16 protein-coding genes and 1 tRNA gene are annotated in these 14,838 nt (G+C 72.0%); 10 read left to right on the top strand and 7 right to left on the bottom strand.

The features are described 5' to 3' along the window. Window positions 1–4 precede the first annotated feature (4 nt). Window positions 5–958, top strand: a complete 954-nt coding sequence (locus AB0K14_RS30785) for an NADPH:quinone oxidoreductase family protein (RefSeq protein WP_360456559.1) — start codon at window positions 5–7, stop codon at window positions 956–958. A 48-nt stretch (window positions 959–1,006) separates the two neighbouring features. Here the strand turns inward: AB0K14_RS30785 and AB0K14_RS30780 are convergent, their stop codons facing one another. After that, window positions 1,007–1,489: a DUF6319 family protein gene (locus AB0K14_RS30780; RefSeq protein ID WP_360456556.1), complete on the bottom strand. Its 483-nt coding sequence runs from the start codon at window positions 1,487–1,489 to the stop codon at window positions 1,007–1,009. Window positions 1,490–1,636: 147 nt separating this feature from the next. On the opposite strand from AB0K14_RS30780, the gene AB0K14_RS30775 reads away from it, so the two are divergent. Beyond that, window positions 1,637–1,939 carry a DUF6401 family natural product biosynthesis protein gene (locus AB0K14_RS30775; protein ID WP_360456553.1) on the top strand — a complete coding sequence of 101 codons (303 nt, stop codon included), beginning with the start codon at window positions 1,637–1,639 and terminating at the stop codon, window positions 1,937–1,939. On the opposite strand, the gene AB0K14_RS30770 is transcribed toward AB0K14_RS30775, so the two are convergent. From AB0K14_RS30770 to AB0K14_RS30745, 6 genes are all read right to left on the bottom strand, one after another. Continuing rightward, the gene (locus tag AB0K14_RS30770; RefSeq protein ID WP_360456551.1) at window positions 1,936–2,649 is read right to left on the bottom strand and encodes a RibD family protein; all 714 of its coding nucleotides are present in this window, start codon (window positions 2,647–2,649) and stop codon (window positions 1,936–1,938) included. The genes AB0K14_RS30775 and AB0K14_RS30770 overlap by 4 nt on opposite strands. A gap of 272 nt (window positions 2,650–2,921) precedes the next feature. Beyond that, window positions 2,922–3,839 (bottom strand): hypothetical protein, encoded by a 918-nt coding sequence (locus AB0K14_RS30765; RefSeq protein ID WP_360456548.1) that lies wholly within the window; start codon window positions 3,837–3,839, stop codon window positions 2,922–2,924. A 118-nt stretch (window positions 3,840–3,957) separates the two neighbouring features. Beyond that, complete coding sequence (locus tag AB0K14_RS30760; RefSeq protein WP_360456545.1) at window positions 3,958–4,185, bottom strand: hypothetical protein; 228 nt, start codon at window positions 4,183–4,185, stop codon at window positions 3,958–3,960. 19 nt (window positions 4,186–4,204) lie between these two features. Further along, entirely contained in the window at window positions 4,205–5,407 is a 1,203-nt protein-coding gene (locus tag AB0K14_RS30755; protein WP_360456542.1) for a S8 family serine peptidase, read from the bottom strand. A 139-nt stretch (window positions 5,408–5,546) separates the two neighbouring features. Continuing rightward, a complete protein-coding gene (locus tag AB0K14_RS30750; protein WP_360456539.1) occupies window positions 5,547–6,731 on the bottom strand; it encodes a cation:proton antiporter in 1,185 nt (394 codons plus the stop codon). 5 nt (window positions 6,732–6,736) lie between these two features. Continuing rightward, window positions 6,737–7,219, bottom strand: a complete 483-nt coding sequence (locus AB0K14_RS30745; RefSeq protein ID WP_360456536.1) for a cation:proton antiporter regulatory subunit — start codon at window positions 7,217–7,219, stop codon at window positions 6,737–6,739. Between the two features lie 19 nt (window positions 7,220–7,238). Here AB0K14_RS30745 and AB0K14_RS30740 point away from each other — a divergent pair, with 19 nt between their 5' ends. From AB0K14_RS30740 to AB0K14_RS30705, 8 genes are all read left to right on the top strand, one after another. Beyond that, window positions 7,239–8,348: a DUF1015 family protein gene (locus AB0K14_RS30740; protein ID WP_360456533.1), complete on the top strand. Its 1,110-nt coding sequence runs from the start codon at window positions 7,239–7,241 to the stop codon at window positions 8,346–8,348. A gap of 111 nt (window positions 8,349–8,459) precedes the next feature. After that, entirely contained in the window at window positions 8,460–9,188 is a 729-nt protein-coding gene (gene cmk, locus AB0K14_RS30735) for a (d)CMP kinase (RefSeq protein ID WP_360456530.1), read from the top strand. Then, window positions 9,185–9,832, top strand: coding sequence for a lysophospholipid acyltransferase family protein (locus tag AB0K14_RS30730; RefSeq protein WP_360456527.1), 648 nt, complete (start codon window positions 9,185–9,187; stop codon window positions 9,830–9,832). Before cmk ends, AB0K14_RS30730 begins: the two co-directional genes overlap by 4 nt. Continuing rightward, window positions 9,829–11,235: a ribosome biogenesis GTPase Der gene (gene der / locus AB0K14_RS30725; RefSeq protein ID WP_360456525.1), complete on the top strand. Its 1,407-nt coding sequence runs from the start codon at window positions 9,829–9,831 to the stop codon at window positions 11,233–11,235. Before AB0K14_RS30730 ends, der begins: the two co-directional genes overlap by 4 nt. Before the next feature lie 69 nt (window positions 11,236–11,304). Then, window positions 11,305–11,961 (top strand): response regulator transcription factor, encoded by a 657-nt coding sequence (locus AB0K14_RS30720; RefSeq protein WP_360456522.1) that lies wholly within the window; start codon window positions 11,305–11,307, stop codon window positions 11,959–11,961. Further along, a complete protein-coding gene (locus tag AB0K14_RS30715; protein ID WP_360456519.1) occupies window positions 11,955–13,073 on the top strand; it encodes a histidine kinase in 1,119 nt (372 codons plus the stop codon). Before AB0K14_RS30720 ends, AB0K14_RS30715 begins: the two co-directional genes overlap by 7 nt. A gap of 175 nt (window positions 13,074–13,248) precedes the next feature. Then, window positions 13,249–13,322 (top strand) — tRNA-Pro (locus AB0K14_RS30710). A gap of 292 nt (window positions 13,323–13,614) precedes the next feature. After that, window positions 13,615–14,565 (top strand): hypothetical protein, encoded by a 951-nt coding sequence (locus AB0K14_RS30705; protein ID WP_360456516.1) that lies wholly within the window; start codon window positions 13,615–13,617, stop codon window positions 14,563–14,565. Window positions 14,566–14,838 lie beyond the last annotated feature (273 nt).

Genomic DNA, 14,838 nt, shown 5'->3' with positions numbered 1-14,838 from the left:
ACCCGTGCGTGCCATCCAGATCACCGAGTTCGGCGGACCCGAAGTCCTCACCGAGGTCGAGCTGCCCGACCCCGTCGCGGGGCCGGGCGAACTGCTCGTCGAGGTCAGCCGCGCGGGCCTGAACTACGCCGACACCCACCAGGCCGAGAACTCCTACCTGTCCAAGATGGAGCTGCCGCTCGTGCCCGGCGGCGAGGTCGTCGGCACGGCGGGCGAGCGGCGCGTGGTCGCCCTGACGAACTTCGGCGGGTACGCGCAGAAGGCCGCCGTGCCCGAGGCGACCGCGTTCGACGTGCCCGACGGCGTGGACGACCTCACCGCGTTGAGCATGGTCGTGCAGGGCGCGACGGCGTGGCTGCTGCTGCGCAAGAGCGCGCACCTGGAGGCGGGGGAGACCGTCGTCGTGCACGCGGCCGCCGGCGGGGTCGGGTCGCTGGCCGTGCAGCTGGCCAAGAAGTGGGGCGCGGGCCGCGTCATCGCCACCGCCAGCACCGAGGACAAGCGCAAGCTCGCACTGGACCTGGGCGCGGACGTCGCGGTCGACTCGACCGCACCGGACATGACCGACGTGCTGCGCGAGGCCAACGGCGGGCGGCGCGTGGACGTCGTGCTGGACATGACCGGCGGCGCGGTCACCGACCAGAGCATCGCCGCGCTCGCGCCGTTCGGACGCCTGGCGTTCTACGGCATGGCCAGCCGCGAGAAGCCGACGCCGGTCGACCCGGGCCGCCTCCTGGTCCACTCGACGGCCATCGCGGGCATGTGGCTGCCCCACGCGTTCAGGCTCCCGGGTCGCGTCGTGCACCGCGCCATGGCCGAGCTGTTCGACCTGGTCCTGGCCGGCGACCTGCGCGCCGTGCCGGGCGGCGAGTACGGCCTGTCCGAAGTGCGCCAAGCCCACGAGGACCTCCGCGCCCGCCGCACCACCGGCAAGCTGGTACTGGACCCGTCGCGGTAGGTGCGGAACGGGGGTCACTCGTGATCGGGCGGCCCCCGCCCCGGGTGCTCAGTCGCTCAGTTCGGCCAACGCGGCCTTGACCCTCGCGAGCTCGGCCTCCAGCTCCTCCATCCGCGTGCGGTGCTGGGCGCGGGCCGTCTCGATGACCTCGTCGATGCCGCCCGCGATGTCTTCGTGCAGCTCCTTGGCCGCACGCGACACCGCCGCGGCCGAGATCGACAGGCCCTGCACGACCCGCTTGGTGCCGTGCACCAGATCGGCCTGCCACTCGCCGTCGGCCGTCCCGGTGACGGTCAGCGTCAGTTCGACCGTGCGGGTCTTCTTGGCCGTCGACTTCGGCCGCTTGGAGGGCTTCGCCTCGGCGTCCGCGGGCTTGGCCTCGGGCTCCGCGGGCTTGGCCTCAGCCTCGGTCTTGGAGGGCTGTGCTGCCTGCTCTGCCTGCGCCACGGGTGCGACCTCCTGCTGCACGGGTGCGGCGGGCGCCTCGGCGTCCACCGTCTCTTCCTGCTCCACGAGCGTGTCCGCCTGCACGTTCTCGTTTCCTCTCTGCGCATCCGGCTCGACCCGGCGTGATCATAGAACACGTGTTCGATGGTGGGTCGATCGCCCCGCACAGCGTAGGGTGTCGGCCTTGTGAGCGGTTGGAGGCACTTCTCCGCTCGCCGGTTCTTGGACCGGTTGAGCGACGAAATCGGTTTCGCGGCGGTGCTGGCGCCCGGTGTCCTGGCGCCCGGGGTGCTGGCCGCGGTCGACCAGCACGGTGCGGCGGTGCGCGACATCCTCGCGTTCGGCGTGCCTGCGGCGGCGGTGGCGGGCGTGGTGCTGCTCGCCGGGTACGCCAAGGGTGTGCTGGACGAGGCGAAGGCGCACGGCTGGGAGCCGCCCGCGATCGTGGACTGGGCGAACGCGGACTGGCTGACGCTGAGACTCGCCGCCGTCTGCCACCTCGCCCGCCACGACGAGCCCGCGCTCGAGTCCTAGCCCCGCACGGGCCTGCTGACCAGCCGCACGTCGGCCCCGGACCGGGACACGTCCACCAGTTCCAGGCGCAGGATCCCGGACATGCTGCGGACGCCGGCGTCACCCAGCCCGCTCTTGCCGGAGCCGAGCAGGGCGGGCGCGACGTAGTTCACCACGCGGTCGACGAACCCGTGCGCGATGAACCCGCCCGCCAACGTGGGCCCGCCTTCGAGGAACAGCGCCCGCACGCCACGCGCGTGCAGGCCCGCGAGCACCGCCGGCAGGTCCAGGCCCCTCTCTGCCCGCCGCACCTTCAGCACGTCCGCCACTCCCGCGAGGTGCGAGGCGTCGGCGTCCTCGGCGACCACGACGAGCGTCGGCGCGGTGTCGTCGCACACCTTCGCGTCGCGCGGCGTCCTGGCGTTGCTGTCGATCACCACGCGCAGCGGCTGGCGGTCGGGGAGCGCGTCACCGCGCACCGCGAGGCTCGGGTCGTCCGCCTGTTGCGTGCCGGAGCCGACGACGGTCGCGTCACAGCCCGCGCGGAGCAGGTGCACCTCGGCGCGGCTCTCGGCGCTGGTGATCCACTGGCTGGTGCCGTCCTCGGCGGCGATCCGCCCGTCGAGCGTGGCCGCGAACTTGTAGACGACGAACGGGCGCCGCAGCGACCGGTTGACCGCGTCCCACTCGTCCCGACCGACCAACTCGTCAACGCTCAGCGCCACCCGCATCCCCTCGATCCCGGCTGACCGGCCTGCGCGGACACCCGCGAACAGCGCCCGGAAGTGTCCTCGGCGATCAAAACTGTCAGACCCCGCCGGCAGAATAAAAGCAGGGGTCCCCTGGGCGAGGACCCCTGCGAAGCGTTCGAACTGCCCGCCCTGGTGGGCGGAGCGGCTCCGGAACGGCCGCGGAGCGTTCGAACGGTGTGAGCGCGTTCCAGGTCAGGGCTGTTCTCGGGTCTGCCCGTGCCCGGTCGGCTCGGTGCGTGCCGTGCCCGGTGTCAGCGCTGCTCGTTGGGCGGGTACTGGCCCGGGTGCGGCTGGACCGGTCGGGTCGGGTCGACCTGCGGCATCGGCTGGCCGACCGGCGGCGTCGGCATGCTCGCCGCGTGCGCCGGGGTCTCGGTGATCCGGGTGGTCTGCTCGGACGCCGACACCGGCGCGCCCTGGGCCGTGCGCTGCACGTCCTCACGACCGCGCTGGTAGGCCTCCGCCTGAGCCTTGGCCTGCGGCACCTCGTTCTCCGCCTTCGTCAGCAAACCCTCCCACCGCTGCTGCATGGGCTTGATCAGGCCACCGCCGACGCCGACGACCGCGATACCGCCGACCGTCGCCAGGATGGTGATCAGGATCGGGGTGGTGACCGTGGTGGCGACACCGATCTGGTTCAGCGCCGCGATCACGCCGAGCGCGATGATGAACCACGAGGCGACCTTGGCGAGCGTCGGGCCGTACGACAGCCCGCCGAGCGCCCGCGTCGCGATGTCACGCACGGCCCGCGCGATGGCGGCGGCGACCACGATGATGACGATCGCCACGATCGCCCGCGGCAGCCAGGCCACGATCTCGGTCAGCAGGTTGCTCACCGGGTTCGACCCGAACAGGCCGAACGCGATCTGCAGCGCGATCAGCAGCACCGCGTAGTACACGAGCTGCGCGACCAGTCCCGAGGCGTCGAACTTGGACTTCGCGAGCGCGTCACCGATGCCGCCGCGCTGCACGGCGCGGTCGAAGTGCACCCGCTCCAGCACCTTGTTCACCGCCGTGCGCAGCAACCGGGCGACGATCCACCCGATGAGCAGCACGACCAGGAACCCGACGAGCTTCGGCAGGAAGGTCACCACGGAGCGCAGGGCGTCACCGGTTGCGTCACCGATGCCTTGAGCCTGCACCGTCTGCGCGGCGAGCAGGGCTTTCATCGTCTTCGACCTCCTCGGACGACCGGTACGTCTCAGCGAACCGGTTACCCGAGGTGGCCATCCCAAACCTCTCGTCCCTCCACCGGGTGACGCCCAAGTGGTATGCGCAGGTCAGGCGTCAGGCCTCAGGCGTCGGTGGCAGCCGCACGGTGCGGTCCACCTCCACGTTCGAGACGCCGGGCACGGCGCCGAGCAGGTCGCCCCCACCAGGGGCGACCGACCCGGTGACCACGCCCAGCGCCTCCAGCACGTCCTCCACGACCATCCCGGCCGCGCGCAGCGCCGAGACCACGGTGGGCAGGTCGGCCAGGCCGTCGTTGGCGACCGAGACCACGACCCTGTCCACGGGTGCCCCCGTCACCTGACTAGGGGGCCTGGACCAGGCCCGCGCCCACGTCCGTGGAGGGCAGGCCCAGCCGACGCCCGCTCTGCGACAGCCTGGCCCACAGCTCCCACCCGCGCGCGTTGTGCTTCTCGGCGATGAGCGCCGCGACGCCGGCGACGTGCGGCGTGGCCATGCTGGTGCCCTGGATGCGCTTGTGCATGCCGAGCCCGCCGTCCTCGACGTTCCAGCTGGAGTAGACGTCCACGCCGGGACCGGAGAGGTCGACCTGGCCGATCGTGTCGACCGTCCCGCAGGAGAAGACCGCGATCGCGCGCTGCACGTCGACCGCGCCCACGGAGAGGATCGACGGGCAGTTGGCGGGGTGGCCGACCGGTGCGACCTTGCCCGGCCGCTTGCTGTCGTTGCCCGCCGCCGCGATGATCAACGTGCCCTTGGCCAGGGCGCGCGTGGCGGCGTGCTCGAAGATCTGCGAGTGCGGCGTGCCCGGTCGCACGGTCGCGCCCAGGGACATCGAGACGACCGCGCAGTTGTTGGCGATGGCCCACTCGATGCCGGCCAGGATGCCGCTGTCGGTGCCGCTGCCCCTGTTCGACAGCACCTTGCCCGCGTAGATCTCGGCCTCGTGGGCGACGCCGTAGCCGGGGCCGCCGCTGGGCGCCTGGCGCGGTCCCGCCGCGGAGCCGATGCAGTGCGTGCCGTGGCCGTGCGCGTCGTCCACCGTCTCACCGTCGATGAACGACTGCGTGATCACGGTGCGGCCGGCGAAGTCGGGGTGCGCGACGGTGAAACCGGTGTCGAGCACGGCGATCCGCACGCCCTTGCCGGTGGCCGAGCTGAGGTTCGCGCCCACGGCCTGCAAGCCCCAGGTGAACACCGACTCGTCCACGGGAGACGCGGCGGCCTGGTCGGTGCCGGTGTCCGGCGCCGCCGAGTAGGCGTGCACGACGCGCTCGGCCTCGACCACGGCGATCGGGCCCGGCGCCTCGGCGGCCCTGGTCAGCCTCGTGACCTGGTCCGGCGTCGCGTCGACCACGGCGATGCCCAGGTCCTGGAAGATCACGCCGTCGGCCGCGGCGAAATCCGCTCTGGTGGCGGCGTCGGCGGTGCTCGCGGTGCTGATGCCGGCGACCCGGTGCATCTCCCGGGCGCCGGCGGCGACGGACTTGTCGTCGAGCAGCACCAGGTAGCGGCCCGTGGTCTCGGTGCCCGTTGGTTGTGACATGACGACCCCCTTCGGGGTTGGACGGCAGTCAGGTGTAACCCCGGATCACGCCCGCGCTCAATCGCCCGGAAGAGTTGGCGACTTGCGCGCACGTGGACCTATGCCGTAGTGGAGCCGTCCAGGTGGGCAGAGATACAGGTCAGGCCGTTGCCGGAGCCGTACCACGCTTTCGGGTGAACTTCCTGGCCAACGGCTCCACTACGCGTGCCGCGACCGGCCCAAGCACCGCCATCAACAGGACGTACGCCGTCGCGAGCGCCGCCAACTGCCCGTCCACCGCGCCGGACGCCACCGTGAGCGACGCGATGACGATCGAGAACTCGCCCCGCGCCACCAACGCCGCCCCCGCCCGGGCCCGACCCATCCGCCCGATGCCCTGCCGCCGCGCGGCCCACCACCCGGTGGCGACCTTCGTCAGCGTCGTCGCCACGGCCAGCGCCACCGCGAGCACCAGCACCGGCGGTATCGACGCCGGATCGGTGTTCAGGCCGAACACCACGAAGAACATCGCCGCGAACAGGTCCCGCAGCGGCTCCAGCATCCGGGTCGCGTTCTCCGCCGTCGACCCGGAGATCGCGATGCCCAGCAGGAACGCGCCCACCGCCGCCGACACCTGCAGCTGCGAGGCCACGCCCGCGACCAGCAGCGCCGCGCCGAGCACCTTGAGCAGGAACACCTCCGGGTCGGGGCTGTCCACCAGCGCCGACACGTACCGGCCGAACTTCAGCGCGATCACCAGCACCACCGTGATCGCGGCCAGCGAGATGCCCACCGCGGTCAACCCGCCGACGAAGCTCACGCCCGCCAGCACGGCGGTCAGGATCGGCAGGTAGACCGCCATCGCCAGGTCCTCGAACACCAGCACCGACAGCACCACCGGGGTCTCCCGGTTGCCCAGCCGGCCCAGGTCGCCGAGCACCTTGGCGATGATCCCGGACGACGAGATGTAGGTGACGCCGCCCATCGCCAACGCGCCCACCGGGCCCCAGCCCAGGATCAACGCCGCGATCACGCCCGGCGTCGCGTTCAGCACGATGTCGAGCAGGCCCGCCGTCCACGACTTCTTGAGCCCCGTCATGAGCTCGACGGCCGAGTACTCCAGGCCGAGCAGGAGCAGCAGGAGGATGACGCCGATCTCGCTGGACAGGTGCGTGAAGTCCTCGATGCCGTGCAGCGGCACCAGGCCGCCCTGCCCGAAGGCCAGGCCGCCGATCAGGTAGAGCGGGATCGGGGAGATGCCGACCCGCCACGCCATCTTGCCGAGCAGGCCCAGCCCGAAGAAGACCGCACCCAGTTGGATCAGTGCGATTGCGGTGTTGTGCAAGGTGCTCAGCCACCGCCCAGCAACTCGGCCGCGGCGCCGAGGCCGTCGGCCGTGCCGACCACGACGACGAGGTCGCCGCCCGCGAAGACGAAGTCCGGGCGCGGCGACGCGTGCACCGAACCAGCCCGCACCACGGCCACGATGGACGCGCCGGTGCGGGTGCGCAGCTCCGTCTCGGCCAGCGGGCTGCCGTCGAACCGGGAGCCGGGCACGATCGGGAACTGCTTGGTGGAGATGCCCGCGACCTCGCGGTGCTGCTCCTGGAGGTGCGCGACCAGCTGCGGCGAGCCGAGCAGCCCGGCCAGGGTGCTCGCCTCCGCCGGGGTCAGCGCTATCGACGCCGCGCAGTCGTCCGGGTCGTCCAGGTGCGAGACGATCAGCTCGAACTTCCCGTCACGGTGCGTGATCACCCCGATCCGCCGGCCCGCCCGGATCATGAAGTCCTGACGGGTGCCGATCCCCGGAAGCGGCGTCACCTCGACGTTCACACCATGTGATCCTAGCCGAGTGACAGCACGCGTTCGGGCTATCAGCCGTGGGTGGGTGGTGCGCGACCGCGTGCCGGGGCCCGACGTCGACGAGTTCGCCGAGCCGGAGCGGATCGTCGCCGCGCTGGCTCGCGCCCGCCCCGGCACGCTGCTCGCGGTGCAGCACCCGCACCGCACGCCCGCCGCGCTGGCCGCCGGGTCGAGCCTGCTCGACTCCCTGCCGCACGCCGTCGCCGAGCTCGCCCAGCTGCGCCGCACCGCCTACCGCGAGGTGCGGGACGTGGTCGCGCCGTACCGGGTGGACGGCCCGGACGGCACCGCGCACGGCCTGCTGTGCATGGTCGACCCGGCCGCGGTCGGGCACACCGAGGACGTGTACCCCGACGTGGTCGCCGAACGGGCGCGCGTGCTGTCCGGCCTCGGCTGCGTGACCAGCGCGGCGATGTTGGTGCCGGTGGCGCGCGAGGTCGCGCTGACCCGGCTCGTGGCGGAGGTGGACGACGAGCCCGCCGTGTCCGTCGTCGACCCCGGCGGGCGGCGGCACTGGCTGTGGCTCGTGGGACCGGGCGAACGGCAGGACGCGTTGCTGGCCGCCGCCGGTGAGCACCCGCTGATGGTGGCCGACGGCAACCACCGGGTGGCCGCGTCGGCCGGCCTGTCCGGACTGCTGGCGCTGGTCACGGCCGGTCCCGACCTGCGGATCGGGCCGATCCACCGTGCCGTGGCGGGCACCGGGCTGTCGCTGGCCGACATGGTGGTCGCGTGGCGCGCGCTCGGGCTGGTGGTGACGCCGGTCGACGCCGCGACCCGCCCGTCGCCGGGGGTGGTCGTCGCGGTGGCCGGGTCCGCCGCGGTCCGCGTCGAGCTGCCGTCGGCGGGCGTCGACCACGCGTTCGTCGAGGCCGTGCTGCTGGACAAGGCGCTCGGACTGGACCCGGAGAGCCCGCACGTGCGGCCGGTGACCGGTGACGTGCCCGACGGCGCACCGGTGGACGCGGTCCTGCTGATCGCCCCCGTGCCGCTGGCCGACGTGCTGGACGTGCACGCGGCCGGCGGCCGGATGCCGCGCAAGAGCACCTACTTCACCCCGAAGCCGCGCAGCGGGCTGTTGCTGGCCGACCTGGGCTGACGGCGCCGGCGGCGCGGACGAGGCACGACAGGCCACCTGATGTGGGTGTGACGGGCCGCACCAGGCACAATTGGAGGTTGACGACCGTCGTCGCTTGAGGAGGAATACCCCGTGGGACACGGTGAGCTGCGTGGCGTGGTGGCCCTGGACGGGCCTTCCGGCACCGGCAAGTCCTCCGCGGCGCGGCGGCTCGCGGCGACCCTCGGCGCACGCTACCTCGACACCGGGGCCATGTACCGGGCGGTGACGTTGGCCGTGCTGCGCGCCGGCGTCGACCTCGCCGACCAGGTCGAGGTCGCCCGGGTCGCCGCGGCGGCACCGCTCGTGCAGGGCACGAACCCCGACCGCTCGACCACCTTCCTCGACGGCCACGACGTCGGCGCGGAGATCCGCGGCCCCGAGGTGACGCTGGCCGTGTCACCGGTGTCGGCCGTGCCCGCGGTGCGCGAGCTGCTCGTCGCCGAACAGCGCCGGATCATCGCGCGGGCGGTGGACGAGGTCGGCGGCATCGTGGTGGAGGGCCGTGACATCGGCACCGCCGTCGCACCCGACGCGCCGCTCAAGGTCTACCTGACCGCCGACGCCGAGGCCCGCGCCCAGCGCCGCGCCAAGCAGGACAGCGCGTCCGGCCGCGAGTCCACCCTGGACGCCACGCTCGCCGACGTGCAGCGCCGTGACGCCTACGACTCATCACGGGCGGTGTCGCCGTTGCGCGCCGCCGAGGACGCCATCGTGCTCGACACGACGACGCTCGACCTGCCCGGCACGCTGGCCGCGTTGCTGGAGCTGGTGGACTCGCACGGCCTGCTGGCCCAGCCGAGCGGACGGGTGCGCGGGTGACCGACCAGCTCCCCGACGGTGCGACGCCCTGGCTGCACGACGTCGGCCGGTGGATCTCGCGCGGACCGTTCCACGTGCCGTTCCGCGTCCGCACGCACGGCGCCTCACGGATGCCGCTGGACGGCCCCGTGGTCATCGTGGCCAACCACAGCTCGATGGTGGACGGACCGATATTGTTCGGCCTCCTGCCCCGACGTGTGGTGTTCTTGATCAAGCAGGAGATGTTCAGGGGTGTGGCGGGCACGCTGCTGCGCAAGATCGGCCAACTGGCCGTGCGGCGCGGCGAACCCGACCGGGCGCCGCTGCTCGCCGCGCAGAAGGTGCTGCGGGCCGGCGGCGTGATCGGCGTGTTCCCCGAAGGCACCCGTGGCACGGGCGACGTGGCCGAGGCGCAAGCAGGCGCCGCGTGGCTCGCCCGCACGACCGGCGCGGTCGTCGTGCCCATCGCGTGCCGCGGCACCCTGCGCCCGGCCGGAACCCGACGACGGTTCCGGCCCGTGGTGGACGTGCTCGTGGGTGAGCCGTTCGAGCTGCCGACCGACAAGGGTCGCCAGGCGCTCGTGAAGGCCACCGAGCAGGTCCGCGACCGCTTGGCCACGCTGGTGGCCGAGCTCGACAGCCAGCGAGGAGAAGCAACACCATGACGGACTTGGACGGCACCTGGGCGGACGAGTCCGACTGGACCGCGTTCGACGAGACGGTGGAGGGCGAGGAGGGCGGCACGCCGCCGATGCCGGTGCTCGCCGTCGTCGGCCGACCGAACGTGGGCAAGTCGACGCTGGTCAACCGCATCATCGGCCGTCGTGAGGCGGTCGTGCAGGACGTGCCGGGCGTGACCCGCGACCGGGTCGCCTACGACGCGCTGTGGAACGGCCGCAAGTTCACCGTGGTCGACACCGGCGGCTGGGAGCCCGACGCCGTCGGCATGATGGCCGCCGTCGCCGCCCAGGCCGAACTGGCCATGGCGACCGCCGACGCGATCCTGTTCGTGGTCGACGCCACGGTCGGCGCGACCACCAACGACGAGGCCGCGGTGAAGCTGCTGCGCCGGTCCAAGCGGCCCGTGCTGCTGGTCGCGAACAAGGTCGACGACGAGCGGCTCGTGGCCGAGGTCGCGTCGCTGTGGTCACTGGGCCTCGGCGAGCCGATCCCGGTGTCCGGCCTGCACGGCCGCGGCTCCGGCGACATGCTCGACGCGATCCTCAAGGCGCTGCCGCAGACGCCGCGCGAGACGTTCGAAGCCGTCCGCGGCGGCCCGCGCCGGGTGGCCCTGGTCGGCCGGCCCAACGTCGGCAAGTCGTCCCTGCTCAACCGGCTGACCGGGGAGAACCGGTCGGTCGTGCACGACGTCGCGGGCACCACCGTCGACCCGGTCGACTCGCTGGTCGAGCTGGACGACGAGATGTGGCGGTTCGTCGACACCGCGGGCCTGCGCAAGCGGGTCAACTTCGCCTCCGGCGCCGAGTACTACGCGTCCCTGCGCACCAAGGCCGCGATCGAGTCCGCCGAGGTGGCCATCGTGCTGCTGGACGCGTCCGAGCCGATCAGCGAGCAGGACCTGCGGGTGCTGACCATGGTCGTCGACTCCGGTCGGGCGTGCGTGCTGGCGTTCAACAAGTGGGACCTCGTGGACGAAGACCGGCGCCACGCGATGGTGCGTGAGCTGGAACGCGGGCTCGTCCGGGTGCCGTGGGCCGAGAAGGTGAACATCTCGGCGTTGACGGGACGTGCGGTGCGCAAGCTCGCCCCCGCCCTGCGCACGGCCCTGACCTCCTGGGACGCCCGCATCTCGACCGGTCAGCTCAACTCGTGGCTGACCGACCTGATCGCCGCCACCCCGCCGCCCGTGCGCAGCGGCAAGCAGCCGAAGGTGCTGTTCGCCACCCAGGCCTCCACCCGGCCGCCGACGTTCGTGCTGTTCACGACCGGCTTCCTGGAGGCGGGCTACCGGCGGTTCATCGAGCGCAGGCTGCGCGAGGAGTTCGGCTTCCAGGGCAGCCCGGTGCGCATCTCGGTGCGGGTGCGGGAGAAGCGCACCAAGAAGTGACCGGTTGCCGACGTGACCGGTTGCCGGCGTGACCGGTTGCCGACGTGATCGGTTGCTCCGGCAGGCCGAATGCGGTTGCCTGGCATCGTGCCGGTGCGATTGGTCCTAGCTGACGACGAACCGCTGCTCCGCCGAGGGCTGAAGGTGCTGCTCGAAGCGGACGGTCGGGTGCAGGTCGTGGCCGAGGCCGCGGACGGCGCCGGCCTGCTGGACGTCGTGCGCCGGTTCCGGCCGGACGTCGCGCTCGTCGACGTGCAGATGCCGGGCATGGACGGGCTGGCCGCGCTGAAGGTCCTGCTGACCTGGCCCGACCCGCCCGCACTCGCCGTGCTGACCACGTTCGACCTGGACGACTACGTGGCCACGGCGTTGGAGCTCGGCGCCCAGGGCTTCCTGCTCAAGGACGCCGAGCCCGACGCCCTGGTGCGCGCCGTGCTCGACCTGGCCGCCGGGGGAGCGGTCCTGGACCCCCGCATCACCGCCCGGTTGCTGCCGAAGCTGCGCACCTCCCGGCTGCGGGGCAACGCGCAGCTCGACGGGCTCAGCGCCCGTGAGCGGCAGGTGCTCGAACTGCTGGCGAGCGGGCAGCCGAACGGCGCCATCGCCGCGTCACTCGGCCTGAGCGAGGCGACGGTGAAGAGCTACGTGTCCACCGTGCTCACCAAGCTCGGCGTCGAGAACCGCGTCCAAGCCGCCCTCGTCGCGCACCAGGTGGGCACGTGGTGATCCTGCTGGAGCTCCTGGTCGTCGCCGTGCCGGCGGCGATGGTGCTGCTCGCCGACTACGTGCCGTACTCGTGGTCCATCCCGACGGCGCTGGCGGCCTGCCTGCTGCTGCCGGTGCGCCGCCGGCAGCCGTGGACAGCCGCCCTGGCCTGCCTGCCCGGCCTCATCGGGGGTCTGGGCTGGCCACCCACCGTGGTCGCGATGTACCGGGTGGGGCGCAAGTCCACCGTTCGAGCGATGATCACCTGGGTGACCCTGGCCACCGTGCTGCCGTCCACGCTGGTCGTCGCCAGCCAAGGCCTGGCCCCCGGTGCCGCCCTGCTCACGTTCGCGTTCAGCCTGTTCATGGCGGGCGCCCCCACCGCGCTCGGCGCCCTGATCACGACCAGGCGCGAACTGACCGCGAGCCTCGCCGAAGCCTCCCGCGCCCGCACCGCCGAACTGGAGGCCCGCGAGAGCGGTGCGCGTGCGTCGGAACGCGCCCGGATAGCCCGTGAGATCCACGACGCCGTCGGTCATCACGCGACGCTCATCGCGGTGGAGTCAGCCGCCCTCGCCGCCACCACGGAGGACACGAAGACACGTGAGACGGCCCTGCGCCTGAGAGCCTTGGCCAAGGAGGCCCTGGCCGAGATGCGAGCAGCACTGGGCCTGCTCAACACCGAACCCACGCCGGGCATCGAAGGCATCCGCTCCTTGATCGATCGGGCGACCGCCGCTGGCCTCACCGTCCACTTCGAAGACCAGAGCGGCCCACCCCCACCACCCGCCACGGGCCGAGCCGTCTACCGGGTGATCCAGGAAGCCCTGACCAACGTGACCAAGCACGCCCCCGGCGCCGCCGTCCACGTGCGACTGTCAAAAAAGGACGGACGCCTGCGCGTGACGATCGTCAACGGCCCACCGACCACCACGCCGCCGACCCCGGACCAAGGCGGCCACGGCCTGCACGGCCTGACGGAGCGCGTGACCCAGGCCGGCGGCACCCTGACCACCACCACGAGGTCCGACGGCGGGTTCGTGCTGGAAGCCGACCTACCCTCAAGTCCGTCGAAAGTTGACACAGATGACTCGACTTTCGGCGGTAGTGCACGAAACCCCGCGAACGCATAGTAAACCGGGGCGTCGACTCGGGGGAGCGGTGCGACCGAGGGGAACAGGGGCCCGCCAAGCGCGGGCCTCTGCCATCTCCGCAGGTAGATCGCCTGGGCGCCCCTCCAAGGGGGCCGCGTCGGGGGCCCGTTGCGAGTGCGCTAAGCTATCCGCGCACCCCACAACGGGATGCGGCCGGGACGTGGCGCAGCTTGGTAGCGCACTTGACTGGGGGTCAAGGGGTCGCAGGTTCAAATCCTGTCGTCCCGACGGTCTGAAGAAGCCCGCTGGATCTGGACATTTGACCAGGTCAGCGGGCTTTTTCGTGTTCGGCTGTTGATCTTCATTCGGTCACGGAACAGTAACTTTGCGATCTTGGTGAACGCTGTTTAGGAGCGAAATCGGGAGCGGGTCGCTCCAGACTTTTGACCAACGCCAAATGGGGTCGCCTCGAACGGGTGAATGTCGCCAACCGCCGCCAAACGTCACCCGTTGGCGTGAACCGCCCTCAAGGTTCGTCAAGCGCCTGAACCTGTGGCGGACGGGGTCGTAAGGTCGCCGGATGACCGAGGCCGGCGCGAACGTGCGCAGACTGAAGTTGACCGCCGAGGTGTTCGTCGACGTCGTCGACGAAGCCGCGTTGACACAGGCGGCCCTGCTGCACGTCGACGAGGCGACCTATGTCGTAGGCCGCGGCTCCGACGAGACCGTCGAGGACGTGCGCGCCGCCGAGCGGGAACGTGTGCGTGGCGGTGTCGCCTCGGCCCTGCAGGAACTGGTGTACGCCGACGACCTGGTGGTCGACGTCGACGGGGTGCAGGTCCGCGAGACGCAGTGCGGCGTCGAGGAAGTCGACGAACACGACCGTCCGCTTCCGATGTGGCCGGACTTCGCCGCCCTGTTCCCGGTGTGCGGCTGCGGCACACCGGACTGTGAGAGGTGTGCCTCCGATTGCGTGACGCGGCGGACGGCGGCGGTGCTGTGGAGCATGGCCGGACTGCTCGCCGACCAGGCCTACGACGATGTGATCGAGCACGGCGACGACCCGGTTCAGGGCAGTGACGGCATCTGGTTGGTGTTCGGCGAGTTCCCCGGGATCACCTGGCGGCAGGACGCGGTGTGGCGGCGCCAGGCGGCTCGGGCGTTCGACGACCTCGCCGCGGACCTGGCGGCGGGGCAGTGGCCGCAGCCGACGTGCTCGGCCGAGGAGATGGCGTTGCACCTGATGCTGCGCTACGGCGAGTCGGCCGTGGACGACGGCTGGTCGGGCCTGGAAACCCACTTCGCCGGACTCCCCGAACACGACCGCGACCTCGACTGGGACCTGCTGCCGGACGTGCTGCTCCAGGACACCGACATCCTCGCCCTGTTCAACGCTGGCCTCGACGGCATCGAAGACCCCGACGACGAACAGAACCGCCACCCGGGCATGGGCGACTACACGCCACGAGCCTGGTTCACCACCTTCGACAACATGACCCCACGCGACCCCCGCCGCCCCTTCCGTCGCTGAGGCGCCGCCGCTGTTGTCCTTCTCCGCAACGGTGGTGCGAAGCGCTGTCCTGCGAAGGATGAGCGGGCGGAGTTCCTCGATGACGGTGCGTCGGCGGCCGAGCAGGGAGCGCGTGCGAGCTGATCGACCCAAAGCCCACCCAGCAGACGGTCGTCGCTGCCTCGCGGAACATCGTCACCACGTGGTGGGACGGCGGATCGACTCCGGCGACAACGCCAGCGGCTCTCGGTCGCCCTCACCCGCAAGGTGTAGTCACATCTGCAGGGTCGGCAC

Origin of the sequence: Actinosynnema sp. NPDC050801, from assembly GCF_040673975.1 — a bacterium.
Lineage (GTDB): Bacteria > Actinomycetota > Actinomycetes > Mycobacteriales > Pseudonocardiaceae > Actinosynnema.
This window is presented reverse-complemented; position numbering and strand designations above follow the sequence as displayed.